General features: G+C 41.9%; 25 protein-coding genes. 17 read left to right on the top strand and 8 right to left on the bottom strand.

Features of this window, described 5'->3' with window-relative positions; genetic code table 11:
• Positions 1–24: 24 nt before the first annotated feature.
• The gene (locus HC175_RS05475) at positions 25–897 is read left to right on the top strand and encodes a hypothetical protein (RefSeq protein WP_168137460.1); all 873 of its coding nucleotides are present in this window, start codon (positions 25–27) and stop codon (positions 895–897) included.
• 211 nt (positions 898–1,108) lie between these two features.
• Here the strand turns inward: HC175_RS05475 and HC175_RS05470 are convergent, their stop codons facing one another.
• The 4 genes from HC175_RS05470 to HC175_RS05455 form a co-directional block, all read right to left on the bottom strand.
• Complete coding sequence (locus HC175_RS05470; RefSeq protein WP_168137459.1) at positions 1,109–1,588, bottom strand: hypothetical protein; 480 nt, start codon at positions 1,586–1,588, stop codon at positions 1,109–1,111.
• Between the two features lie 62 nt (positions 1,589–1,650).
• Positions 1,651–2,811, bottom strand: a complete 1,161-nt coding sequence (locus HC175_RS24690; RefSeq protein WP_317172094.1) for a tetratricopeptide repeat protein — start codon at positions 2,809–2,811, stop codon at positions 1,651–1,653.
• On the bottom strand, positions 2,804–4,381 hold the full coding sequence (locus tag HC175_RS05460) for a M56 family metallopeptidase (RefSeq protein WP_168137458.1): 1,578 nt from the start codon (positions 4,379–4,381) through the stop codon (positions 2,804–2,806). Before HC175_RS05460 ends, HC175_RS24690 begins: the two co-directional genes overlap by 8 nt.
• Complete coding sequence (locus HC175_RS05455) at positions 4,381–4,743, bottom strand: BlaI/MecI/CopY family transcriptional regulator (RefSeq protein ID WP_168137457.1); 363 nt, start codon at positions 4,741–4,743, stop codon at positions 4,381–4,383. The genes HC175_RS05460 and HC175_RS05455 overlap by 1 nt, the downstream gene beginning before the upstream one ends.
• A 106-nt stretch (positions 4,744–4,849) precedes the next feature.
• Here HC175_RS05455 and HC175_RS05450 point away from each other — a divergent pair, with 106 nt between their 5' ends.
• The 7 genes from HC175_RS05450 to HC175_RS05420 all read left to right on the top strand — a co-directional run bounded on the left by HC175_RS05450 (position 4,850) and on the right by HC175_RS05420 (position 9,331).
• Positions 4,850–5,353: a DUF456 domain-containing protein gene (locus HC175_RS05450; protein ID WP_168137456.1), complete on the top strand. Its 504-nt coding sequence runs from the start codon at positions 4,850–4,852 to the stop codon at positions 5,351–5,353.
• 98 nt (positions 5,354–5,451) lie between these two features.
• Complete coding sequence (locus HC175_RS05445; protein ID WP_168137455.1) at positions 5,452–5,847, top strand: response regulator; 396 nt, start codon at positions 5,452–5,454, stop codon at positions 5,845–5,847.
• Between the two features lie 135 nt (positions 5,848–5,982).
• Positions 5,983–7,674, top strand: a complete 1,692-nt coding sequence (locus HC175_RS05440; protein ID WP_168137454.1) for a hypothetical protein — start codon at positions 5,983–5,985, stop codon at positions 7,672–7,674.
• A gap of 34 nt (positions 7,675–7,708) precedes the next feature.
• Positions 7,709–8,407, top strand: a complete 699-nt coding sequence (locus HC175_RS05435; RefSeq protein ID WP_168137453.1) for an EF-hand domain-containing protein — start codon at positions 7,709–7,711, stop codon at positions 8,405–8,407.
• Between the two features lie 198 nt (positions 8,408–8,605).
• Positions 8,606–8,842: a hypothetical protein gene (locus tag HC175_RS05430; protein WP_168137452.1), complete on the top strand. Its 237-nt coding sequence runs from the start codon at positions 8,606–8,608 to the stop codon at positions 8,840–8,842.
• Between the two features lie 112 nt (positions 8,843–8,954).
• Positions 8,955–9,125: a hypothetical protein gene (locus HC175_RS05425; protein WP_168137451.1), complete on the top strand. Its 171-nt coding sequence runs from the start codon at positions 8,955–8,957 to the stop codon at positions 9,123–9,125.
• Between the two features lie 41 nt (positions 9,126–9,166).
• Positions 9,167–9,331 carry a hypothetical protein gene (locus tag HC175_RS05420; protein ID WP_168137450.1) on the top strand — a complete coding sequence of 55 codons (165 nt, stop codon included), beginning with the start codon at positions 9,167–9,169 and terminating at the stop codon, positions 9,329–9,331.
• Positions 9,332–9,404: 73 nt separating this feature from the next.
• Here the strand turns inward: HC175_RS05420 and HC175_RS05415 are convergent, their stop codons facing one another.
• Positions 9,405–10,172, bottom strand: a complete 768-nt coding sequence (locus tag HC175_RS05415) for an XRE family transcriptional regulator (protein WP_168137449.1) — start codon at positions 10,170–10,172, stop codon at positions 9,405–9,407.
• A 143-nt stretch (positions 10,173–10,315) separates the two neighbouring features.
• On the opposite strand from HC175_RS05415, the gene HC175_RS05410 reads away from it, so the two are divergent.
• The 5 genes from HC175_RS05410 (at position 10,316) to HC175_RS05390 (ending at position 16,830) form a co-directional block, all read left to right on the top strand.
• Positions 10,316–11,572, top strand: coding sequence for a cation:proton antiporter (locus tag HC175_RS05410; protein ID WP_168137448.1), 1,257 nt, complete (start codon positions 10,316–10,318; stop codon positions 11,570–11,572).
• An 83-nt stretch (positions 11,573–11,655) separates the two neighbouring features.
• The gene (locus tag HC175_RS05405) at positions 11,656–12,558 is read left to right on the top strand and encodes a YihY/virulence factor BrkB family protein (RefSeq protein ID WP_168137447.1); all 903 of its coding nucleotides are present in this window, start codon (positions 11,656–11,658) and stop codon (positions 12,556–12,558) included.
• A 70-nt stretch (positions 12,559–12,628) separates the two neighbouring features.
• Positions 12,629–14,998, top strand: coding sequence for a heavy metal translocating P-type ATPase (locus HC175_RS05400; protein ID WP_168137446.1), 2,370 nt, complete (start codon positions 12,629–12,631; stop codon positions 14,996–14,998).
• Positions 14,999–15,347: 349 nt separating this feature from the next.
• Positions 15,348–15,869, top strand: coding sequence for a GNAT family N-acetyltransferase (locus tag HC175_RS05395; protein ID WP_168137445.1), 522 nt, complete (start codon positions 15,348–15,350; stop codon positions 15,867–15,869).
• A 22-nt stretch (positions 15,870–15,891) separates the two neighbouring features.
• On the top strand, positions 15,892–16,830 hold the full coding sequence (locus tag HC175_RS05390; RefSeq protein ID WP_168137444.1) for a GNAT family N-acetyltransferase: 939 nt from the start codon (positions 15,892–15,894) through the stop codon (positions 16,828–16,830).
• A gap of 108 nt (positions 16,831–16,938) precedes the next feature.
• On the opposite strand, the gene HC175_RS05385 is transcribed toward HC175_RS05390, so the two are convergent.
• From HC175_RS05385 to nirK, 3 genes are read right to left on the bottom strand one after another with little or no spacing between them, the layout of a single operon-like run.
• The gene (locus tag HC175_RS05385) at positions 16,939–17,562 is read right to left on the bottom strand and encodes an SCO family protein (RefSeq protein WP_168137443.1); all 624 of its coding nucleotides are present in this window, start codon (positions 17,560–17,562) and stop codon (positions 16,939–16,941) included.
• A gap of 2 nt (positions 17,563–17,564) precedes the next feature.
• A complete protein-coding gene (locus HC175_RS05380) occupies positions 17,565–18,344 on the bottom strand; it encodes a formylglycine-generating enzyme family protein (RefSeq protein ID WP_235942524.1) in 780 nt (259 codons plus the stop codon).
• 3 nt (positions 18,345–18,347) lie between these two features.
• On the bottom strand, positions 18,348–19,799 hold the full coding sequence (gene nirK, locus HC175_RS05375; protein ID WP_168137442.1) for a copper-containing nitrite reductase: 1,452 nt from the start codon (positions 19,797–19,799) through the stop codon (positions 18,348–18,350).
• Between the two features lie 178 nt (positions 19,800–19,977).
• Between nirK and ccoS the strand changes: the two genes are divergently transcribed.
• The 4 genes from ccoS to HC175_RS05355 are packed head-to-tail and all read left to right on the top strand — an operon-like array spanning position 19,978 to position 23,422.
• Entirely contained in the window at positions 19,978–20,166 is a 189-nt protein-coding gene (ccoS, locus tag HC175_RS05370) for a cbb3-type cytochrome oxidase assembly protein CcoS (RefSeq protein ID WP_168137441.1), read from the top strand.
• A 3-nt stretch (positions 20,167–20,169) separates the two neighbouring features.
• On the top strand, positions 20,170–22,359 hold the full coding sequence (ccoN, locus tag HC175_RS05365) for a cytochrome-c oxidase, cbb3-type subunit I (protein WP_168137440.1): 2,190 nt from the start codon (positions 20,170–20,172) through the stop codon (positions 22,357–22,359).
• A gap of 5 nt (positions 22,360–22,364) precedes the next feature.
• Positions 22,365–22,550 carry a CcoQ/FixQ family Cbb3-type cytochrome c oxidase assembly chaperone gene (locus HC175_RS05360; RefSeq protein WP_168137439.1) on the top strand — a complete coding sequence of 62 codons (186 nt, stop codon included), beginning with the start codon at positions 22,365–22,367 and terminating at the stop codon, positions 22,548–22,550.
• Entirely contained in the window at positions 22,547–23,422 is an 876-nt protein-coding gene (locus HC175_RS05355) for a cbb3-type cytochrome c oxidase N-terminal domain-containing protein (protein ID WP_168137438.1), read from the top strand. The genes HC175_RS05360 and HC175_RS05355 overlap by 4 nt, the downstream gene beginning before the upstream one ends.
• The last annotated feature ends 11 nt before the right edge of the window (positions 23,423–23,433 follow it).

The following is a 23,433-nucleotide window of genomic DNA, read 5'->3' as shown; positions in this document are numbered from 1 at the left end:
CTTTAATTCTCTTGAGTCCCAAAAATGCAGAAAATAAAGATCATCTTAGCTGGCTTATTCCTGTTCATGGCGCTTCCACTGGCGGCCCAGGAGACTTTTATCATCAACAAAGACACCTTACAACTCCAAAGGGAAGTAAAGGGCACGCTGAGCCTGCTTTGGGCGGAAGAAGGACATGAATATCGTTATTTTATCCAAAAAGCTGATCGCCTGGTGGAATTGCGAAATCTTGACGGCAATGAGGAGTATAAAGAGCAACTAGCTGAATTCACACAAGATGCGAAAGTGAGTACCCGAGATGTGCAGTTTCTACTATACAGCCTAAGGCACTTCACCAACACCTACAATGCACTTGTAGATCAAGAATACGTTTACAATGAAGCTACCGATAATATTCAGCAGAAAATAGCGCTTTTCACAGGTTTATCGAATAATATTTACACCGAAAATCCCGACAATGTTCTGGCTCCGATTGTGGGTTTGGAATATGAGTTTTATGATCCCAATCTTGCGCCAAGGCATTCCGCTTTTTTACAGCTGCGCCAGTCCTTCAAACAGGATGATTACAGGTATAGTTCTACACAATTATCGATAAACTACAGGTTCAAGGCGTTTTACTTTGATCATTTTGATATCCACGTCAACGCACGAGTAGCAACTTTATATTATTCTGAAGACACTTTTCCCATAACAAACGATTCGGGGGAGGTCATTGCTGTGAAAGATGAGAGCGGATTCACCTTTGCAGCACCTTTTAGCTTCGGAATAGGAACCGATATTCAGGTCACGCCAAACAGTTTTATCAGCTTTGGGTATAATGATATTGTGGCTATTGTGTGGGAAACTAATGGTAAATTCCCGCTTGACTTTACGGTTGGATATAAGTATAGTCTTTAGACGGTGGACTTTAGACTGTAGTTAGGAGTTACCGAGGTTTTCACCCTTAGTTCTCTGAGGTTTCCCGCTGATTCCTCAAATTTTCGCAGATGATTGTGAGCCTTAAATTCAATTAGAAAATTTCACACAAAGCAGGTAAGATAAAAGAAGAGCATTAGGAAATTGTACTTCAAGTCTGGGCTCCTGCCTCCTGGCTCTTATTTCTTCTGAATTATTCAGCCTTGATCACCACCGGCATCCTGAAGGTAGTTTTCACCGGAATTCCTCGTTTTGTCGCAGGATAGATCTTAGGGAGGGAATCTACGCTTTGAGAAAGCCAGGAGCGAATTTCGGGCAGCTGGTTCAACACCAGGGAATCAATTTCCATGGAATCTATCGCAGGAGTCCCCTTTTCAGAAATCTTAAGGTAGAGATAAAGCGTATCGTCTAAAGCCTCGGTTACCACAGGTTGTTTGGCTTCGAGCCGGGAATAAAAGTATTGTGAGACTTTGTTCCCAAAACAGGCTTTGGCAGCTTCGACTTCGGTGATATTCCGGCATTCGGCAAAAGCAGGATAGTTGTCCACTTCATGCCAGTTAAAGTCGCGGGTTTCTTCAATAAGGATCTCTTCGGAAGAAATTTTTCGTGTCTGAAATTCTTCACATGACGCAAATACTAGCGGAAAGAGCATTAAGAATAGAGATTTCTTCATCCAAAAATGTGAACCTGCTTCAAAAATAGTAGAAATAAAGGAGTTTATAAAGAAAGTATCATCTATTTCTTCTCTAAAGCTGCAGCCTGCATATGGATCTCTTCCTTTAGGTCTTTAATACGCCTCTGCGCCAGGAGCACGAGGTTTTTACCGCCATTTTCCTGAAACCTCTCGAGATATTCTTCGTAATATTTCTTTCGGCTTTCCAGATCCTTAAAGTAAGAGTCGGCAGCAATGGCACGTTCATACATTGCCCGTTCATTATATGGATCTTCTTCAATAGCCAAATTAAAATATTTTAGGGCGTCTTTCGGCTTCTCCTGAAGTTTATAGGTGAGTCCCAGGCTCGTAAATTCTTCGTCCAGGATCACATCCTTCAGCAGGATCGCCTGAAGCAGATGCCCTTCAGAATTTTTGTAGTCTCCTACTAAAGCATACAATTTTCCGAGGCTGTAATGCGTAGCGTGATTCTCATCTTCATAATCGAGGGCCAAATTGAAATGAGCAATGGCTTTGTCATAGTCTTCCAGATGAAAATATGCCGTACCAAGTTTACTATGCACAAATTCACTGCCCGCACCAAGCTCCACTAATTTCTCAAACCGCTCAACCGCCTGTTTAAATTCCTTTTGATAGTAGTAAGACTGCGCCAGGATAGAAAGGAGCGCAATTCCATTTGGATTTGTTTCAAGCCCCTGTTTGCTCAACCGCTCACCGCGTAATAGTTCCCCATCGGTAAGGGCTCTTGTTGCTACCTTTATCAGCGCTTCCTGATGAGTTTTTTGCAACAGAACGGTTATGTTGTAATGGCTCATTGCAGTGGAATCTTTTCGCTTTTCACGGATCAAGCCCAGCTGATAATGAAAACCTGCATTCATGGGATGTCTTTTCGTAAGACTTGTGAAAATGCTATCTGCCTCCTGAAGGTTTCCGGTAGAGGAAAGCAATTTTGCATATTCCACCGCAGTCAAGATCCTTTCGGGGCTTGATTTCATGACTGCCTCATAATTCTCAAGTGCAGCGAGGATGTTCCCATTCGCTTTTTGTGCCTGGGCCAGCTTGAGCAACACGGCTTCAGATCTTATCTCTGAATTTTCCAGCTCATTGATCGCTCCAGAATAATTTCCCACTGCATAAAGACTGTCGGCAATGGCTAAAGCCGAAGTTTGGGCTTCGGCTTTTGTGGCTGCAAATAATAATAAAATAAAGAGAAACTTATTCACCTGCGTTAAATATTATGGGTAAAGAATAAAGTACTCCAACCTCCTTTCCCTGCTGTTTACCAGGAATCATGGCAGGAATCATGTTTATCACCCGCCGGGCTTCTTCTTCCAACTTAGGATGTTTAGCACGTACACCCATGATCTCAACGACACCTTCTTTTGAAACTTTGAATTGCACGTAAACTCTGTTAATCCCTGTGAGATTTAATTCTTGTCCTAGAGATGTATTGAAATTTTGATTAACAAATTCATTGATATTCTGAGACATGCACTCTTTTCTTGCATCATTTGATTCTAATGCTTCGCAACCGGGGAAGACAGGAACCTCATCAATTACAGCAAAGGGAATATCTCCCGTACCACCAGAGGAAGTTTGAATTTCTACTGTTCCTGAATTAGTCTGGGAGGATTTTCCTTTTCCCGGCAGATTCATGTAAAAAATATATTCTCCTTGATCTTTCTGGACTTTCATTTCAACCGATCCATCGGGAACCGGTTCGTCTTTTGAATGAACCGAATAATTCACTTTTTCATTCTCAAAATCAATGATCCCCCAGCCTACATAATCCTGGTTTTCAAATAGAAATTTTTCATATTCCTCATGTTGTTTCTCAGTTTTAGCATCCATTTCTCCAGATTTTGCCAGCGTGTAACTATACTGCTCCAGCTCACCCGAGGCTTCATCCATGTGATTACCTTCATTTGAACATGAAACATACGTGAGCATCGCCAGCATGAGTGGCAGAATGATCAGAAATTTGAATTTTGAGGTCGATTTTGATTTGTTTTTTTGCAACATAACTATTCGTTTTTTGATGATTGAATGATTAAAAAATTGATTGATAAATGAAATGTCTTCAGTATTAAATGCTGAATTTAATAGCTGCTGGAAATACTCCTGTTTTTTGACATTTTTGACTACCCCTGCATCGGCAAGATATTCGTGCAAAGCAGAGATCCTGGACTGGTAGATATAAATAAGTGGATTGAACCAAAATATTATTCTTAGTACCTCAAAGAACAACAGGTCCAGCGTATGTTTCTGTTTTAAATGCACAAGTTCATGAGAAAGTATCTGCTCTTTTTCCTTTTCTGAAAGTTGAGCTCCCAAAAAAATGGTATTATAAAAAGTACAGGCGATCCTTGAATCGGGCACTTCGACGATCTTCATTTCGGCTGTCTTCACAACGGGTTTATGTGCAAATAGCTGCCTAAGAATTCTGAACTTATTAAAAAAGAATCCCAGGCTAAAGAGGAGCCCACCCGCATAGACCAGCAGCCACCAGTTAATTGCCGGTGTCACTTCAGAAGTTGTTGCAGCAAGATTTTGCGAGACAGTTTCAGAAGAATTACCTCCTATGATCACTTCGGGCAGCATTACAAGAGTTTCCGCAGGAATAGCAGCCTGGAGTGCCGGGATCTTCAGCAAAGGAAGCAGCAAAGCAAGGATCGGGGTAAGTAACAGGTATGCGCGGTTATAGGTGAAAAAAGTTTCTTTTTTCAGGAACAGCTCATATACCAATAGGAAGAGGAGCTGAAAAGCTATGGTTTGTAAAATGTACTGTAGCATTAGTCTTCTTTTTTGTTGATCTCCTTTAGGATAGCCTCCAGGTCGGCACTATCCATTTTATTCTTCTTCATAAAAAAGGACACCATACTTTTGAATGAACCGTTGAAATATCCATCGATCAACTTGTTCATACTTTGATTCGTGTAGGTCTCTTTTTCAACAACGGGGAAATAGATATAGCCCTTTCCAGCCTTTTTGTGATCTACAAAGGCTTTGCTTTCGAGAATACGCACAATAGTTGACACGGTATTGTATGCCGGTTTAGGTTCGGGCATTTCCTCAATGATAGCTGCCACATTTGCTTCTTTTTTAGTCCAGAGGATCTGCATGATCTCTTCTTCGGCTTTGGTCAATTGTTTCATGAAGTACGATTCGTTTGTGCTAATATAAACTAATTTATTAGTTATAACTAATTATTTAGTTATTTTTTGTTTCCTTCCATTCTGTATCTTAGCTGAAAAGTTATACATGGACATTGTAATCATAGTACTTGCAGGCATTTTGATGCTGGTAGGAATCTTGGGCAGTTTTCTCCCAATGCTTCCCGGAATTCCCATTAGCTGGGCAGGGCTCCTGCTGCTTCACCTAACTGCTGCCGTTCCCATGAACTATACTTATCTCGGGGTAACGCTGCTCATTACAATCATAATCTTTGCCCTGCAATATGCCATCCCTGCACTGGGCACAAAGTACTTAGGTGGCAGCAAACTTGGAATGTTTGGAGCGACAATAGGCTTGTTTGCCGGGATCTTTATACCTATCCCTTTTGCCATTCTTATCGCACCTTTTGTGGGAGCTTGCATAGGAGAGGTTATAAATAAGGCTGATTCCCGAACAGCAATTAGGGCTGCTTCAGGGTCTTTTATTGGTCTCCTGGCTTCTACTTTTATGGAATTTGTAGTGACTGCCATTTTCTTTTTCTTGTTTCTCTACAAAGTTTGGCAGTATAAAGCGGCATTATTTGCTCTTTAATGTCATGTTTATAATTCATTACCTTTGGCCAACTAAAAAACGATTTTGTTAATCGCAATCCCGGCTTCCCCCTGCCTTTTATTGCTGCACCCGCTTATATGAATTTAGATGTTGTTATTGTAGATGATGATGCAGTAGTTCTGTTCCTGCATAAGGTGTTGATCAAAAAAAGTCCTCTCCCTTCTGCAATTCATGATTTCCGCAGTGCTAAAGAGGCGTTGCCTTTTGTAGTTGAACGCAGTAAGACACAAAAGCTTTTGATTTTTCTTGACATCAATATGCCCGAGATCAATGGCTGGGACTTTTTGGAGCAGCTAGAGCAAAGGGTTGCTTCTAAAAAGATCTTTGTCGTAATGGTTACCTCCTCTATCAACTGGAGCGACCGCAATCGCGCCGGTAAATACTCGCTGGTAATAGATTACAGGGAAAAACCTTTATCCAAACAAGCTTGCGAAGAAGTTTACATCAAGCTCCTTAACAGGCTGAATTCTTAAATTTCACCATAAACCTTTAACGAAAATCTGAATAACTTATAAGGTATCCTTAAAGAGTGATGCTTTTATGAATCCTTTAAAAACATCTGGCCGAAAATATCTTTAAATTGAGGTATAACCAATTAAAAATCAGATATGAAAAGGTATTTCTTAATCTTATCAATTCTATTTCCAACTCATATTTTTGCGCAGGATAGATCAACCGCAGCCGTCCTATTTGAGGATACTAACTTTTTTATTGCGGTTGTTGCCGGAGTTCTACTAGCTCTGGGATTTCAGCTTCTGCTCACTGCGCTTTCAGTAGCAGGTGGTATTACTGCTGTAGGAAATGTGCGAGAAAAAGCTCATAAAAATTCTAATCAAGATCGCCAAAAAGTTCATCATGATGAAGATGATGACGATAGCTTGAATATAGGCCAGAAAGTTTCGACCGGCCTGGGAGCCTGGACGCTCATTACCACTTCCATTGCTCTCTTTTTTGCAAGTATGCTGGCTGTAAAGCTGGGATTAATTGGAGCGAATTTTATAGGCGCTACCCTGGGATTGGTCATCTGGGCCGCCTTCTTTATGGTAGTCACCTATCTTGAAGTCAACATGGTTACTTCCCTGGTTGGAGGTCTTGCTTCTACAGTTAAACACAGTCTATCTTCAGCATCTTCAGTTTTTTCAAAGTCTGAAGCAAGCGTGGCCAAGGATGCAGCCAAAACCCGGGCAAAAACCGAAGCTAAGGAAATGCGCAGGCAATTCGAAAAATTGTTTACAACCCACGATGTCGATAAGAAAGTGGAAGATTACGTTCGACAACTGCAGCCTCAAAAAATAGATGTCAACACTATCAAAAAAGAAATCAAGGACCTGCTCACCGATCTTCAGGTGACTGAAAAAGCAGATTTTGATTACCCTAATTCGGTCAAAAAACTAATTCTTGAAGAGGCCGATAAGAGAAATCTTTCCAAAGAAGATAAACAGGCAGTGAAGGATCATGTAAATAGTTTACAGGATATTGCTAGAAGTGATGCCCCAGCCGAAGAGAAAGCCAAAGCAGGGATCGAAGACCTTACGCCTGCAGATCGACAACAAATTGATAAATATCAAGAAGAGATCAAGAAAGCGCTGAAAAATACGGACAATGAGGAGTTGCAGCCAGAAAAACTGGAACAGGATCTCAAAAGGATTCTGAATGAACCAAAACAGGCCAGCAGTATTGCCAAGGCCAAAGCAAGCGCACTCGATAGAAGAACCTTAGTACAACTTCTCGCTTCACAAGATATGGATGAAAGAGAAGCTGATAAAAAAATAGCTGAGGTAGAGAAGATCCTCAATAAAGTGAGCACCTATTTTAGTAACGGCCAGCAGAAAGCCGAATCGAAAAAAGCTGAATTTCATCAGAAAAAAGGAGATCTTGAAGCTAAGGTAAAGCGATTATTTGCAAGTGGAAAGGCAGATCTCAATACTGTTTATTCCGATTTTACCGCGATCTTTCAGGATTCAGGCGCTGGACCAGACCTAAAATATAAACTGGAACACTATAATAAAGAGGAAATGATCACAATGATCACCACCCGAACTTCCTTAAGTCGTGAAGAGGCAGAGCCCATTGCAGATAAGATAGTAAGCGCAAGAGATGCAGTTCTTGAAAAAGCATATGAAGTGCAGCTCAAGGTTAACGAGAAAATGGCCGAGGCGAAGGAGAAAGCTCTTATAGCCGCTGAAGAATCCAGGAAAGCAGCTGCAACAGCTGCCTGGTGGTTAGTTGCTACCGGGGTGGTATCTGCCGCGGCATCGGCTGTTGGTGGAATGTTAGCGCTGGAAAGCGTCATCTTTTAAGATCAATCAAACAAATTCAACTAAAACTAAAAATATGAAAAAGTCAATTTTCTTAAGCGCATTGTTCCTGATGGGAATGAGCCTGGTGTCTTGTAAAAATGAAGAGCGAGAAACAACTGTAGACGAAGAGATCAATCCTACAATGACAGAGACCGAGACTATGACAAATGACGGATTTGCGGAATACGATGCTAACAGTGACAGCCAGTGGGATGAAAATGAATTCACCGAATCCTACCAGGGAGAATTTTCGGGATATGATGCCGATACTTCTGGAGATCTAAATAATGAAGAGTTTGTGGCTGCAACCTTTATAACTACTGACAGAAACCGCGACAGCAGCATCACCCGCGAAGAATGGGATGCTGGTTTTAGGAACAACTATGGATCTTTTGTAAGTGAGGAAGACTATTCCAAATTTGATACAGATAAAAGTGGCGATCTATCGAATGAAGAGTGGAATGTGGCATTTACCAAGACAACCTGGTTCACTAAACTTGATGCCGACCAAAATAAAACTGTTTCCAGTGAGGAGTGGAACAAGGCAAATTTTTCAAGGTGGGACAGAAACGGTGACGGGTTTTTGAATCGGCAGGAATTTCAGGCCTACAATCAGGCACGAATGAGCGGCAACAACGTGCAGGGAATGCAGAACTCTTCTAACATGAATAGTTCCAACTCCCAAAGCAGCAATACGACCAACAACTTAAATAATGACGGCCAAAGAAATTAAAGGCAAATACAAGATCTGAAAAGTAATCCGGTCCTTACCAGGTCCGGATTTTTTTTACCTAAAGAAATCTAAAATGTAGGAGAATACTCCATTTTCTTTAATTTATTCTTTGGAAAGCCTATTAAATTACTGCCAATTTCAAACTACTCTGAACAAGAGTTTTATACTTTGGTCCTTTCAAACCATAAATTCTAACTTATGAAAACCAAAAGTTTATTTGTAATGCTGGCTCTGGGAAGTATCTTTTTTACCTCCTGTCGTGAAACAGTCACAGAGAGAGAAGTAGTACGGGAAAGAGATGTTGAGGTCGAGAGAGAAGAGGTAGAAGTAGAAGAAGATAAAGAAGGGATAATAGAACGTACGGGAAAAGAGATCGATAAGGAAGTAAATGAAGAGATCGATGAGGAAATACAGGAAATAGGCGATGATAACTAGCTTATTCTCAATAAGATTTATGTTTTTCTTTTGAAAACTTTAGCACTTCATGTGTAATTAAAAGGAATTTTAATTGAAAATTTGTTGATACTAACCCACTAAAAACAATTATATGAAACGTTTAGCTTTATTATTCGCCTTGCTTTTCACCTTCAGTTCAGGCTTCGTATCCTGTCGTGATACAGAACGTGAAGCCGATGATGTCGAGGTAAGTGATGACATGGAGGAAGTAGGTGATGACATTGAAGATGCAGGTGAAGAAATTGAAGATGAAATTGACTAGTCTTCAGTTATTATCCAATTACTAACATAAAAAAAAGCAATATGAAAAGGTATATGATGTTTATGCTCTTTGCTCTTAGCCTTTCAACCTCGCTTATTTCCTGTCGTGAGACAAAGGATGCAGCAGAGGCTACTGGAGAAGCTGTAGAAGAAGGAGTAAATGAGACCAGAGAGAACACTGGTCTTGGAGGAGATGATGATCTTTAATAGATCAACTAACCAACTTTAACCACAGGTTAGAAAAACCTGAAGAACGGCCTGTTATACGACAGGCCGTTTTTTATTGACGTATGGATTTAAATTCACTTTTCAACTCATTCATGGATTGCTGAAGCTGCTTTAAAAGACTGCTTTCTGAAGGAGCGTCCAAATTAAAAGTGAGCTTACTATTCACCTGCCACAGTTCCTGAATGTCATTAACTCTGATCTCAATGGGCAGGTATTCTTCATTAAAGGAGATAAGAAGTAGCCTCGAGGGATCTGGTAACTTCTGGATCTTTTTCACAAGCACCGAATCATATAATACCACCACATAAACTCTGTTGTTGCTTGCCTCTTCAATGGTAGGCACTGCTTTTCCCAATACCCATTCCCCAGGTCTGAAATTTGGCAACATGCTGTCCCCTTCAACCTGAAAGCCTCTGTGACTTGCATTTCGATACTCAGGAAGAGGAATATCAAAGGCAGGTAATTGCTGATACCAATCTATATCCTGAACATTATGAGGATATCCTGCTGCTGCCTTTACATTTACAAGGGCAATATTCTCCTCACCGGCACTATTCAAACTCACCACCTTAGGACTAACATCTCCTTTACTCACCTGGAGGTACTTTTGATTGCTTTCCCCAAACAGCCATAAAGGGTTGATCCCAAACTGGCGCAGCAACTCTGCAACTACCTTACCCGAAAGTTTTGTACGCCCTCTTTCAATATCGGCGGTGGAATTCTTAATACCCAGAACCTGGGCAAAATCTGCCTGGGTGAAATTATTTTCATCCCGTACCTCTTTAAATCGCCTGATCTCTGGTGTGATATCTGTTCCCATAAACACAAATTTACATTTTTTCGGAATATCTCCTAAGTTTATATAGGAAAAAATCCAAATCCAAAAATTTCTTTTCGTTTTTTCTTTAGAACTAACAAAGCTTTATGAATTGCAGCAGCGATTAAGTACTATTTTTAGATCTTATGCAGCAACATTATCTAATTTTGGCCGGCCTGGGTTTTGCCACGATCATTATGGCCTGGCTTCCTGCTTTTTCTGAAAAAATAAGAGTCAGTTCTCCAATCCTTCTTTTACTCATAGGCTTTGGTCTTTTCATGGTTGGTTTGCCTCTTGGTTGGCCAGATCCTTTATGGAATGATCTTGATCTAATGTATTTTTCAGAAGCGCTTGTGATCATTTCCCTGATGGGTGCGGGTTTAAAAATGGGGGAGAATACGCTGAAGGCCTGGAGAAAACCGCTTCTCCTCGTTTTTGTGACCATGCCTATTTGTATGCTTTCTGCATACCTTCTGGGCCAGTATTTCCTGCTCCTAAGTGTTCCATCGAGCCTCTTGCTGGCCGCTGTACTTGCCCCTACAGATCCAGTTCTGGCAGCCGAAGTGCAACTGGATGATCCTTCAGAAGAGAATGAGAATGATGAAGATGACGTAAGGTTCACCCTCACTGCAGAAGCCGGTTTGAACGACGGGGTCGCTTTTCCTTTTTCCTACCTCGCTGTACTTGTCGCCCAGGCTGGAAGTTGGGCTGCCTTTAGTTTTACAGACTGGCTGTGGGATAAATTAATCTTAAAGGTTGTGATAGGGGTACTGGCTGGTCTTTTTATTGGCTGGATCATTGGTATGTTGATGGACAGGCTCTATAAATATGCAGGAGTAAAGACCTTTGTAGGTTTTCTTGCACTTTCCCTCACCTTTATGACCTACGGGTTTACAGAACTCATTCACGGTTATGGATTTCTAGCAGTTTTCTTCGCCGGCTTTAGTCTTAGATATTACGAAAAGGTGGACCGAAATTATAAAAAGAAGCTTCACGATTTTATTACGGAAATGGAACACCTTTTTATGGTCATCTACATTTTACTTTTTGGAGGTTCCATCATGAACGGCATGCTTAATCTTACCGATTGGAAGGGCATTGCCTTTGCTTTTGTTTTTGTTCTCGTTATTCGGCCAATAGCAGGACTCATTGCCCTGGCAGGTTTTAAGGAGAGTTTTAAAAGTAAACTGGCAGTAAGCTTCTTCGGAATAAGAGGAATAGGATCGATCTTCTATCTCTCCTGGGCCTTTGTTACCTATGACTATTTTGATTACAAGAATGAACTTTACGCCATTACAGCCTATATCATTTTAATATCCATTGTTATTCATGGTTTCACGGCCCCTTCGGTCATTGGACATTTTCGAAATCAAAAAACCAAATCTGAAAGTTCTGAGAATTAACAATTGTTTATAGCTCGAAGTTCCCCGCCTCGCATAGTTATTTATTATTTTATTGATCTGTAAACCCTGTAGAACAGCTTAATATGGAGACAATTTATACAAGATCAATACAATTAAAAAAACCTTCAAAAATCGATTCGTCTGGATGGAAAGCGATCTTCCTGAAGGTAAAGGATGAAATTGGAGATAACAATGTTTCCATCATTTCGGCCGGAGTCGCGTTTTATGGTTTTCTCGCTGTTTTTCCAGCCATTGCAGCATTAGTTTCAATTTATGGTCTCGCCATGAACCCTCAAAGCATCCAGCAGCAATTGGCTAATCTCTCTACCGTTATGCCTCAACAGGCATTTGAAATTGTCCAGGCGCAGCTTGAGGAGTTAGTTAGTACATCTGGTTCTACCCTAGGCTGGAGTATGGCTTTGAGTATACTCTTTAGTACCTGGAGTGCAAACAAAGGAACAAAGTCTTTGTTTACGGGAATTGATATTGCGTACGGTACAGACAATGACCGGGGTTTCTTCAGGCAAAATGCTCTCACACTTCTTTTTACGCTGGGTGCCATTGTAATGGTTATTTTAAGCATGCTGGTCATTGTGGCCTTTCCTGCCTTTGTCGATCAATTAGGACTTCCGGCTTACCTGGAAGGTATTATTCGCTGGACAAGATGGCTGGTTCTTGCAGCGATCGTTGTATTTTTCCTGGGTGCCGTTTATCGTTATGCCCCAGCTAAGAAAAGTCCGAAATTCAGGTGGGTGATGCCAGGAGCACTGCTCGCAACGGTACTGTGGTTGATCGCCTCCTGGGGCTTCTCATTTTATGTCAAGAACTTCGGAAATTATGGTGAAGTTTACGGCTCCATTTCAGCAGTTGTGGTCTTGCTTCTTTGGCTCTTTCTCACCAGTTTTATCATTCTTATTGGAGCCGAACTTAATTCTGAAACAGAAAAATACGCCCGAAACCCTTCCACATACAGAAATAAAAGATAATCTGACGAACATCATATTTTACAAATAGCTCATTTCCAACCTTTGTGCCTGGTACGAAACGAGCAATTTTATGAAGATCCACTCTTGTTATCACTGCGGTGATACCATTAAGTCATGCGTCGAATTTGATGAAAAATCCTTCTGTTGTGTTGGCTGCAAGACAGTTTATGAGATCTTTTCAGAAAATGGTCTTAGTTCATATTATTCTCTGGAAGCAGCTCCCGGGGCCGCACCTTCTAAATTTGAAGGCAAATACGACTTTCTCAACAACGATAAAATCGTCGGAAAGCTACTGGATTTCAGTGATGAATATCTTCAGATAGTTACTCTTTATATTCCACATATTCACTGCAGCTCCTGCATCTGGATCCTTGAAAACCTAAATAAGATCAAACCCGAAATTACCTCCTCCCAGGTTGATTTTCCGAAGAAGAGCATCCGCGTTACCTATAATTCTCAAAAGATTAGCCTTAAGGACCTCGTGCTGTTTTTGAGCAGTATTGGATACGAACCCTACATAAGCCTTGAAGATACCGAGGGCGCCAGGAAAAAAATTGACAGGACCATTATTTATAAACTTGGAGTTGCGGGTTTTGCCTTTGGAAATGTTATGTTTCTTTCTTTTCCCGAATACTTTGAAGTAAACGAATTTTGGCTGGAGCAGTATAAAGGGCTTTTTAGATGGCTTATGTTCAGCTTTTCTTTGCCCGTCGTATTTTACGTGGCGCAAGATTATTTTATCTCTGCCTACAAGGGACTGCGCGCCGGCATACTAAATATAGATGTGCCCCTAGCTCTTGGGGTGCTGGTCCTGTTTACAAGGAGCAGCCTGGAGATCATTTTTGACTGGGGAACAGGATTTTTTGACAGCCTTACCGGACTCGTTTTCTTTCTTACCCTCGGAAAATTCTTTCAGCAAAAGACCTATAATTTTCTCTCTTTTGAGAGGGATTATAAATCCTATTTTCCAATTGGAGTGACGCGAATTTCTTCTGAAAATAAGGAAGAAAGCATACATGTTCATGATATTGAGCAGGGAGACAGAATCCTTATCCGCAATGAAGAACTCATTCCTGTGGACAGTATTCTTATGAAAGGAAATGCGAGGATCGATTACAGCTTTGTGACTGGAGAATCGCAGGCGGTAATTAAGGAAACAGGAGCAAAACTTTATGCCGGAGGAAGGCAAATTTCGGGGATGATAGAGGTGGAAGCTTTAAAATCTGTATCCCAAAGTTACCTTACCAGGCTGTGGAGCAATGATGTTTTTCAGGTAAAAAAGGAAGATTCTGTTACCTCTCTCATTAACAAGATCAGCCAGTATTTCACCATAGTTCTGCTGCTTATCGCCTTTTCGGCTAGTGCCTACTGGGCGTTCTATGATTTGGCGCTTGCGATCAACGTCTTTACAGCTGTTCTCATAATTGCCTGCCCTTGTGCGCTGGCCATGTCAACGCCCTTTACTCTTGGTAACCTGCTGCGTATTTTTGGCAATAAAAAATTCTATCTTAAGAACGCAGGTGTCATTGAACAGCTCGCAAAGGCAGATGCAGTTGTATTTGATAAAACCGGGACCATTACAAGCAATAAAAAAAGCAGAATCAGCTATGATGGTATTCCGCTTTCTGCTGAAGAAGAATCCCAGTTAAAAAATACATTGCGCGCTTCAAACCATCCTTTGAGCAGAACGCTTTATGATATGCTGGCAGAATATGATATCGCGCCTCCCGATGAATTTAATGAGATCATTGGGAAGGGAATTGAAGCTGTTCATAAAGAAAAAGCTATCCGCGTGGGATCTGCAGAATTCGTAGGGAACAATTCTCCGGTCCAAAGCCTAAATACTTCTGTTCATATTAGTACCGGAAACCAATATAAGGGCCGCTTCATTTTTTATAATGAGTACAGGGAAGGCGTTGAAAATTTATTTCGAGAGCTTGCACCTGGGTTTGATCTTTACATTCTTTCTGGGGACAACGAAGGAGAAAAGACTCGGCTGGAGGAATTGCTGCCTAAGAACACCAAAATGAAGTTCAATCAAAAACCAGAGGACAAACTGAACTTTATTTCCGAACTCCAAAAAAAGGGAAAAAAAATTATCATGGTAGGCGACGGTTTGAATGACGCAGGTGCCCTCGCAAAAAGTGAAGTCGGTATTGCGATTTCAGAAAATGTCAATGTATTTTCACCCGCCTGTGATGCCATTTTAGATGCGGGAGCTTTTCACAGCCTGTATCAATTTGTTCGGGCCTCCAAAAAAGGAATGACCGTGATCAAAATTAGTATGCTGCTTTCCTTCCTGTATAATGTCATTGGGCTCTACTTTGCTGTTACAGGACAGTTATCTCCAATTATCGCTGCTGTTCTTATGCCTTTAAGCTCTATTAGTATTATCTTTTTTGCCACTGTTTGCACCAATATCATTGGGAGAAGGATCTAGTGAAGTTGTAATAAAACCACCCTTCCAGGAAAAGAAAAATCCGGTTTTTTGAAAAAATTATCAATTTTAGGAAACCAAGCCTCAAAATTTTCTATTTTAGAGGAGTGATTAAATTATTTGTTATTCCTGCCTCCTGGCAGGAGGAGCCAACAAGCAAGCAATCCCCTACTTGCTTCTTGTCCTTTTCTTCCAAAGACCTACCTTAAAAAATGCTTTTTTGATACCTTGTAGAATACTCTTAAGTGCCAGACATCTGCGATATTTCAGCTTGGGCGGGTAATGAGAAAATTCAATGGACCAGGGCTTCAAAAATGGCAATTCTCGCTACCTTTATTTCTTAATACACAAGATGGAAATTGAAATTCGCAACGCAGACCCTGAAGAGTGGAAGCGGCTGGGCCAGATCATGGTCGACGTATATTCTTCTCTGGATGGCTTTCCGCGACAGAACGAGCAACCTGCATATTACCAGATGCTCGAAAATATTGGAACCCTCACCAAAAATCCTAACACCGAGATCATTGTTGCTGTAGATTCTCAGAAACAGGTGCTGGGAGGGGTCGTCTACTTCAGCGATATGAAATACTATGGGTCTGGTGGTACTGCAACTGCCGAATTAAATTCGGCTGGATTCAGGCTGCTGGCTGTAGACAAAGCTTTCCGCGGAAATAAGATAGGCAAGCGTCTCACCCAGAAGTGTATAGAAAAAGCGCAGCAGGACCATGTGGAACAATTGATCATTCACAGCACAAAAGCGATGCAAACGGCCTGGGGCATGTATGAGAGAATGGGTTTTGCGCGTTCCAAAGATCTTGATTTTATGCAGGGCCAACTGCCGGTCTTTGGCTTTAGAATGAGGTTCCAAAAATGACATTTTTGACAGATATTTTTTTATGATCAAACCTCCATTTCCCGTATATCCAGAATTAACTTCGGAAAAAGTAATACTCCGACAGCTGCGCCACGATGAGGTGAGGGAACTACTTAGCATCTCCTATTACGATGGGGAAAAAACTACAACTGAAGCTGAGGCTTTGGAAATGCTGCAACGAATTGAGCTGGATTATCAAAAAGGGGAAACGATCCACTGGGGAATTGAGGAGAGAAAGTCGGGAGCACTTACAGGCACCTGCGGATTCTACAGAGGTTTCAGAAATGCATCATGGGAATTAGGCTGTATCATGCGTTCAGAATTTCAGCGAAAAGGATACATGACCACAGCTTTACGCCTTGCTACAGGTTTTGGTTTTAAATTGGGCCTGACCAGAGTTTTTGCAGAAACCTCAAACTCGAACTTCGCCGCAGTTGGACTAATGACAGGCCTGTTTTTTGATCAGATCAAAGTTGAGGATACTGCCGTAACCTTTGAACTGCTGCGAGAGGATCTTTATTCCATAAGGGCTTATAAGAGCTCAGATCAATACAAGGTACTCAGTTTACTGCGATCAAATACGCCAGATTTCTTTCATCCTTCCGAAGAAAAAGATCTGCTTTCCTATCTTGAAAATGAGGTGCAGCAGTATTTTGTGGCCGAAGGTTTGGGTACTATTCTCGGTGCTGGCGGTATTAATTATGGGTTTGAAGGTGGTACAGCTGCAAGGATCTCGTGGGACATGGTACATCCCGAATTCCAGGGCCTGGGAATAGGGAAAAAACTCACATCAATGAGGATAAAAGAGATCATGAAAAATCCCGAAATTAAGAAGATCGAGGTGAGAACCACATCCCAGGCTGAAAAATTTTATCACGAGATGGGTTTCAAAAAGGTGTTTTTTGCAAAGGATTTCTGGGCTCCCGGCTTCGATCTTTGCACCATGCAAATGTGTATATAAAAGGATGCTCTTGCATACCTCTCAAAAAAGGCATTTTCACGCCTTTATTCTACATCAGTACAAACTTTTTTCCTAATACACTTACGGGAAATATTCCTGGATCAAAATTTAGTTCTGTACCTCTGTTTTTATTGCAGCAACAGTTTCAGAATTATCAACGCCCAGACCTTCCTGTTGATGCACCAATACCCCGTCCTCGTTAAAGACGCTTATGATATTGGAATGTGAAAAATCAAGAGGAGAGATCTTCTTATAACTTACAGCAAGAACTGTAGCAAATTCACGGGTATCTTCGGGAGTACCGCGTAGGAACATCCAGTGCTCGTCTTCCATTTCGTTCTCCTTAGAAAAAACCTGAAGTCGTTGTGGTGTATCTGTTTCAGGATCTATGCTCACCATAATAAACTTTGTTTTATCAAGGGCTGTTGCAGGAATTTGCTTTTCAATATTCCGCATATCGGCAATTAAACGAGGGCAGGCTGCTTTACACGAAGTATAGATCATCACCATAACCAGCACATTTCCTCTTAGTTCTTCCAGCTGGATGTGCTCGTTATCCTGAGTAGTCCAGGTAGATGGTAAATTGTAAATGGAGAGCTCCGGTAATAGTGAATCTAAGCTTGAACTCCCGTTAACAGCGATTTGATCTTCTGTTGGAGCTGTCTTTTTTTCGGCCTTGTTACACGCCGAAAAAAGTAACATGGAGAGTACGATCAAAAGTGATTTTTTCATGGTTATAAATTTTGGTTTCCAATATCCTGAACACATCGAAATCCCAGGTTCTTTACGGCGTACTGAGCTTTTATACTTCCGCGGAAGGCATACCTCATAAAGGCCGCATAGTTCATAAGATCTGTCGCACCTACGGCAGCAGCTCCGCAAAAAAGCTTATTATCACCGGTACTATCGTTGCGGGATTCGCCTCCAATCATGACAGAATTAAAGTCAAGGGTCCATTCCCACACCAACCCATGCAGGTCATAGATTCCCCAGTAATTTTTAAAGGTTCTGCCCACAGGATTGCCCGACGTATTTGGTGTTTCGTACCAGCTAAGAATGTATTGGTTATAAGAACCTTCGGTTCGTGCATCTGGCAGTTTTTCATTAGCCATAGCCACATATTCCCACTCATCTATTGTTGGCAATCTTTTGCCCTGGCATTCACAGTAATTCTTTGCGGCATACCAGGAGATATTGGTAGCCGGGGCGTTGGGCAACATGCCTTCGCCAAGACTAAGATCATTTTTCCAGGGGCGCAGGTAATTTTCATCGGCAAATAGCTTCTTCACCTGAGATCTTCTCCAGCGCTCGTTTTCTTTCACAAACTGAAGAAATTCGGCATTAGTGACAGGATAGACATCCATTAGAAAGTCGCCAACAGGAACTTCTGTTCTGGTTCCATAGAGGGGAATAAATTCCCCTCCCTGAACCCTGGCCATTGAACCAGACTGACTGTAGGTCTGGCCATGGAATAAAATTCCGAAGCAAAGCGCCAATCTGATCAAATTCTTCATGATTTATTTTGCTTTTTTGACCATTTCCTGAGTTACCTCGGTCTTGTTGTTGCCCCAGTTGTTATATACATAGGTGAGCACTGCAGCTACATCTTCATCTGAAATATTCTGCTTTGGCATGGCACTGTTGTAGATGTTGCCATTCACCTTAATTTCTCCGTTTAGTCCGAATTTCACCACCTCTATAGCGCGGTGTACATCGGCATTAAGATAATCTGAACCTGCAAGGGGTGGGAAAGCATTGGGAATACCAGCCCCGGTTGCCTGGTGACAGGCAAGACAGTTCTGCGTATAGACCTGTTTTCCTCTCGCTAGTTTCTCGTCTACAGACATTTCAGATCCCATTGCAGGAGCATCAGTTTCTACGGCTGTTGTGGTGACTGCAGTGCCAGGATTGTACACCTTTTCTTCCATCTTACCTCCGTACACCTTCTTATTTTCTTCTCCTTCTACCTTTAAAATTCCGAGTGCTCCTTTATTAAAAGCTCTGAAAATAGAGTGATCTACCAGCACAAGATTTCCTGGCACCTCAACTTTGAATTCCACAATGGCAGCGCCTCCAGCCGGAATGAGCGTAGTTTGAACATTTTCATTGATCATGGCTCCCCCTTCGAGATAAACCTTGTCAAAGATCTCTCCAATCACGTGAAAAGAAGAAACCAGATTAGGACCTCCATTGCCAACAAATAACCTGACGGTTTCTCCAACATTAGCTGTTAAGGCTTTATCTCCTGTTAAAGCTCCCACCTTTCCATTAAATACCACATAATCTGCATCTTCATCTACTGCTTTTTCCATGCTAAAAGCTTGTAGCCCTCTTTCTCCATTTTCACCTTCAGTATAAAAATCACCCTGCATTACGTAGTATTCCTTGTCTACAGGTGGCAGACCTCCTTCTGGTTCCACAAGGATCAACCCGTACATTCCGTTGGCTATGTGCATTCCCACAGGAGCTGTAGCACAGTGATAGACATATAGCCCCGGATTCATTGTTTTAAAAGTAAATACCGATTCATGGCCAGGAGCGACGAAAGAAGATTCGGCACCTCCACCTGGTCCTGTAACGGCATGCAGGTCAATATTGTGTGGTAGTTTGGAATCTGGATGATTTTTAAAGTGGAACTCGATCTCATCTCCTACTCTTGTCCTAATAAAGCTGCCGGGTACGGTACCGTCAAAAGTCCAGTAAACGTACGTTACCCCATCGCTCATTTCCATTTCCTTTTCGATGACCTCCATGTTGACAATAAGCTTTGTTGCTGCTCTTTTCCCCACCGGGCGCGGCACCATTGGCGGAGAGGTCATTTCGGCCTCGCTTTCGCCATACACTTTCATTAATTCCGGATTTTCTTTTGCAGCCACCGCTTTTTCACAAGAGGTAATGGCGCCGGCTATAAGCGCCGCAAGAAAGAAAACGTATACAAGTCTCTTCTTTGAATCTTTATTTTTTTTCATGACAGGAAGTGTTTAATAATAATTTCAGATACAAATGTCCTATTTAGACCTGCATTCACATATGAGCGTAATCATATATGCCTGAATTTTTTAGAGAATTGCTTTCTGTCAAAAACCTGATTGAGATCATATTTCTCAAGAAACATTGCTTTTAGTTTTGCCCTTTATATAAATAGGTATGAGCGTCATCTATTTACTTCTTACAATAAGCATTATTGTAGCAGTACTCTTTTTTGTGGTCTTCATTATAGCTGTGAGAAACGGCCAGTATGATGATGACTATACGCCTTCTGTGCGTATTCTATTTGAAGATGAGCTTGTCAAGGAAAAAACAACAACCCCAGTAAAAACTAATCAAGACACTTAAAAAATGGAATTGCAACAGTTCTACTACGACAACAAAATTGTAAAAAAGTTCCTTTATGCAACCCTTTTTTGGGGGGTAATTGGAATGTCGGTTGGGCTTCTTTTAGCCTTTTTATTCCTGTTCCCAAACCTTACCGATGGAATTTCATGGTTAAGCTTTGGTCGCCTCCGCCCTCTCCACACCAATGCAGTCATCTTTGCCTTTGTTGGTAACGCGATCTTCGCAGGAGTTTACTATTCCAGCCAACGGCTGCTTAAGGCAAGGATGTACAGCGACATTTTAAGCAACATCAACTTTTGGGGCTGGCAGGCTATTATTATAGGTGCAGCCATAACGCTGCCCATGGGGTTCACCAGTTCAAAAGAATATGCAGAGCTCGAGTGGCCATTCGATATCGCAATAGCAGTGGTTTGGGTAGTTTTTGGATGGAATCTAATCGCAACCATTTTTAAGAGGAGACAGCGGCATTTATATGTTGCCATCTGGTTCTATATAGCAACTTTCGTTACTGTTGCCGTACTCCATATCTTCAATAGCCTCGCAATTCCAGTTGGGTTATTCAAAAGTTATTCGGTCTATGCCGGAGTTCAGGATGCCCTGGTGCAGTGGTGGTATGGCCATAACGCAGTAGCTTTCTTCCTTACTACCCCCTTTCTGGGGCTTATGTATTACTTTGTTCCTAAAGCTGCGAACAGGCCGGTCTACTCCTATAAATTATCTATTATTCACTTCTGGTCGCTTATCTTCATATACATCTGGGCAGGACCGCATCACCTGTTGTATTCCTCCCTGCCAGATTGGGCTCAGAACCTGGGAGTAGCTTTTTCAGTAATGCTCCTTATGCCTTCCTGGGGGGGAATGATCAATGGCTTATTAACCTTACGTGGAGCATGGGATAAAGTAAAGGCCGATCCTGTTCTTAAATTTATGGTTGTCGCCATAACCGGTTATGGAATGGCCACTTTTGAAGGCCCTATGTTATCTCTCAAAAACGTCAATGCGATTGCACATTTTAGCGACTGGGTTATTGCTCACGTTCATGTTGGTGCCTTAGCATGGAATGGCTTCCTAACCTTCGGAATGGTTTACTGGCTAGTGCCCCGAATGTTTAAAACCAAGTTATTTTCTATTAAGCTGGCAAATGCACATTTCTGGACAGGTACCATTGGTATTATTATCTACGCCCTTCCAATGTATGTTGCAGGATTTGTCCAGGCCTCTATGTGGAAGCAGTTTAACCCAGATGGCACCCTGGTTTACGGAAACTTCCTCGAGACCGTGACCGAGATCATGCCTATGTACTGGTTTAGAGCCATAGGAGGAAGTATGTATATCTGCGGTATGTTCATCCTGCTCTATAACGTTTACAAGACCATTAAAAGCGGAAGGGAAGTCACAGACGAACTTGCTGAAGCCGCCCCTCTTCAGAAAATTAGTAACCGCAGGCTGGTTGGGGAAGGATTCCATACCTGGCTTGAACGCCGACCCGTGCAGTTAACTATTCTTGCTACCATTGCTATTCTTATTGGTGGGATCATTCAGATCGTACCCACGATCCTGGTGAAATCCAACATTCCGACCATAACTAGCGTAAAACCTTATACTCCGCTGGAACTCGAGGGAAGAGATATTTATATAAGGGAAAGCTGTGTTTCCTGTCACTCGCAAATGATTCGTCCCTTCCGAAGTGAAGTGGAGCGATATGGAGAATACTCAAAAGCAGGCGAATACGTGTACGACCATCCATTCTTGTGGGGAAGTAAACGTACCGGTCCAGATCTCATGAGAATAGGAGGAAAATATTCAGATAACTGGCATTTCAATCATATGTATGACCCTCAAAGTACTTCGGCAGGTTCCATTATGCCAGGATACAAATGGCTCATCACAGATAAACATGACAGAACTAATACTGAGGCTAAGATGAAGGCTATGGTCAAATTAGGCGTGCCTTATTCAGAAGCTGAGATCGCAAATGCGCAGGCGCTCATGGATGAGCAGGCAGCCAGGATTCAGCAAAACCTGTACAGTGATCCAGATTTTGTAGCTACCTATGAAGCCGACAAAAAACATGCTGAGGAAAACGGACTTGATTTCGTAGAAATGAAGGACCGGGAGATCGTGGCTCTTATAGCATATATACAGCGATTGGGCACAGATATAAAAGTGGTGAATTCAACAACCTCAAATTAAAAGTCATGCTAAAATTTATAAAAGGACACATGGAAACGATTGCAGGAGTAGAAATCTACCCCATCATTTCCCTGCTTATTTTCTTCCTCTTTTTTGTAGCTCTATTTTGGTGGGTCTTCACCGCTAAAAAAGATTACATCAACAGTGTAGAACAAATTCCATTAGAAACAGAAAACGAACAGAACTCATGAGACATGCAATCCCAGCCTGGATAAGAATTTCAGCTTTCTTTTTGATCATTGCTGGAGCCCTTGAATACTTTATTGATTCAGGCGAAAATTTTGCCTTTATAGAATATCCCGTTGTGGCTGGAGCCCTGGTGGTCATCCTTCTATTTTTGATCGCTGCGGAAATCATCCTTGGCGCAATGGAGAACATATTGTTCAAATCCCTTTCTACTGAAGCAAAGGAGAGATATATGGCTGCTCATGCCGAAAGAATGAAGAAATATGATCTCAAGGCTATTTATATTAAGCTGATGGGAACGCGTCCCATTTCAGAAGAAAGAGACCAGGAGCTGGATCATAACTATGACGGAATAAAAGAACTGGACAATAAGCTCCCGCCATGGTGGCTGTATTCCTTCTACGCTTCCATAATTTTTGCCATTGGATATATGGCATATTACCACATGTTTGGAGGTGAAAATCAAGCGGCAGAGTTTGAGCAGGAAATGCTGGCGGCGCAATTAGCGGTTGAGGAATACAAGAAAAATGCCCCTAACCTGGTCGACGCCGAAAGCGTAGTGGCTTTGACCGCAGCAAAAGACCTCGAGGCAGGAGCGGCAATATTTACTACAAATTGCATGGCATGTCACGCTGCAGACGGTGGAGGAGGGATAGGTCCTAACCTTACAGATGAACATTGGATCCTTGGAGGAGGCATTAGTGAAGTTTTCCACACCATTAGTGAAGGTGGCCGTGCGGGCAAGGGAATGGTAGCCTGGAAATCCATATTAAAACCTGCAGAGATCCAACAGGTTTCCAGTTATATATTAAGTCTTCAGGGAAGTACTCCGGCAAATCCAAAAGAGGCCGAAGGCGAACTCTGGATCAAGGAATAGAGCTTTACAGG

It is taken from the genome of Salinimicrobium oceani, from assembly GCF_012037645.1.
This window is presented reverse-complemented; position numbering and strand designations above follow the sequence as displayed.

Bases quoted from the DNA above. Each gene is read 5' to 3' on its own strand.
- HC175_RS05475 (WP_168137460.1), top strand. From the start codon at position 25: ATGCAGAAAATAAAGATCATCTTAGCTGGCTTATTCCTGTTCATGGCG.
- HC175_RS05470 (WP_168137459.1), bottom strand. From the start codon at position 1,588: ATGAAGAAATCTCTATTCTTAATGCTCTTTCCGCTAGTATTTGCGTCA.
- HC175_RS05460 (WP_168137458.1), bottom strand. From the start codon at position 4,381: ATGCTACAGTACATTTTACAAACCATAGCTTTTCAGCTCCTCTTCCTA.
- HC175_RS05455 (WP_168137457.1), bottom strand. From the start codon at position 4,743: ATGAAACAATTGACCAAAGCCGAAGAAGAGATCATGCAGATCCTCTGG.
- HC175_RS05450 (WP_168137456.1), top strand. From the start codon at position 4,850: ATGGACATTGTAATCATAGTACTTGCAGGCATTTTGATGCTGGTAGGA.
- HC175_RS05445 (WP_168137455.1), top strand. From the start codon at position 5,452: ATGAATTTAGATGTTGTTATTGTAGATGATGATGCAGTAGTTCTGTTC.
- HC175_RS05440 (WP_168137454.1), top strand. From the start codon at position 5,983: ATGAAAAGGTATTTCTTAATCTTATCAATTCTATTTCCAACTCATATT.
- HC175_RS05435 (WP_168137453.1), top strand. From the start codon at position 7,709: ATGAAAAAGTCAATTTTCTTAAGCGCATTGTTCCTGATGGGAATGAGC.
- HC175_RS05430 (WP_168137452.1), top strand. From the start codon at position 8,606: ATGAAAACCAAAAGTTTATTTGTAATGCTGGCTCTGGGAAGTATCTTT.
- HC175_RS05425 (WP_168137451.1), top strand. From the start codon at position 8,955: ATGAAACGTTTAGCTTTATTATTCGCCTTGCTTTTCACCTTCAGTTCA.
- HC175_RS05420 (WP_168137450.1), top strand. From the start codon at position 9,167: ATGAAAAGGTATATGATGTTTATGCTCTTTGCTCTTAGCCTTTCAACC.
- HC175_RS05415 (WP_168137449.1), bottom strand. From the start codon at position 10,172: ATGGGAACAGATATCACACCAGAGATCAGGCGATTTAAAGAGGTACGG.
- HC175_RS05410 (WP_168137448.1), top strand. From the start codon at position 10,316: ATGCAGCAACATTATCTAATTTTGGCCGGCCTGGGTTTTGCCACGATC.
- HC175_RS05405 (WP_168137447.1), top strand. From the start codon at position 11,656: ATGGAGACAATTTATACAAGATCAATACAATTAAAAAAACCTTCAAAA.
- HC175_RS05400 (WP_168137446.1), top strand. From the start codon at position 12,629: ATGAAGATCCACTCTTGTTATCACTGCGGTGATACCATTAAGTCATGC.
- HC175_RS05395 (WP_168137445.1), top strand. From the start codon at position 15,348: ATGGAAATTGAAATTCGCAACGCAGACCCTGAAGAGTGGAAGCGGCTG.
- HC175_RS05390 (WP_168137444.1), top strand. From the start codon at position 15,892: ATGATCAAACCTCCATTTCCCGTATATCCAGAATTAACTTCGGAAAAA.
- HC175_RS05385 (WP_168137443.1), bottom strand. From the start codon at position 17,562: ATGAAAAAATCACTTTTGATCGTACTCTCCATGTTACTTTTTTCGGCG.
- HC175_RS05380 (WP_235942524.1), bottom strand. From the start codon at position 18,344: ATGAAGAATTTGATCAGATTGGCGCTTTGCTTCGGAATTTTATTCCAT.
- nirK (WP_168137442.1), bottom strand. From the start codon at position 19,799: ATGAAAAAAAATAAAGATTCAAAGAAGAGACTTGTATACGTTTTCTTT.
- ccoS (WP_168137441.1), top strand. From the start codon at position 19,978: ATGAGCGTCATCTATTTACTTCTTACAATAAGCATTATTGTAGCAGTA.
- ccoN (WP_168137440.1), top strand. From the start codon at position 20,170: ATGGAATTGCAACAGTTCTACTACGACAACAAAATTGTAAAAAAGTTC.
- HC175_RS05360 (WP_168137439.1), top strand. From the start codon at position 22,365: ATGCTAAAATTTATAAAAGGACACATGGAAACGATTGCAGGAGTAGAA.
- HC175_RS05355 (WP_168137438.1), top strand. From the start codon at position 22,547: ATGAGACATGCAATCCCAGCCTGGATAAGAATTTCAGCTTTCTTTTTG.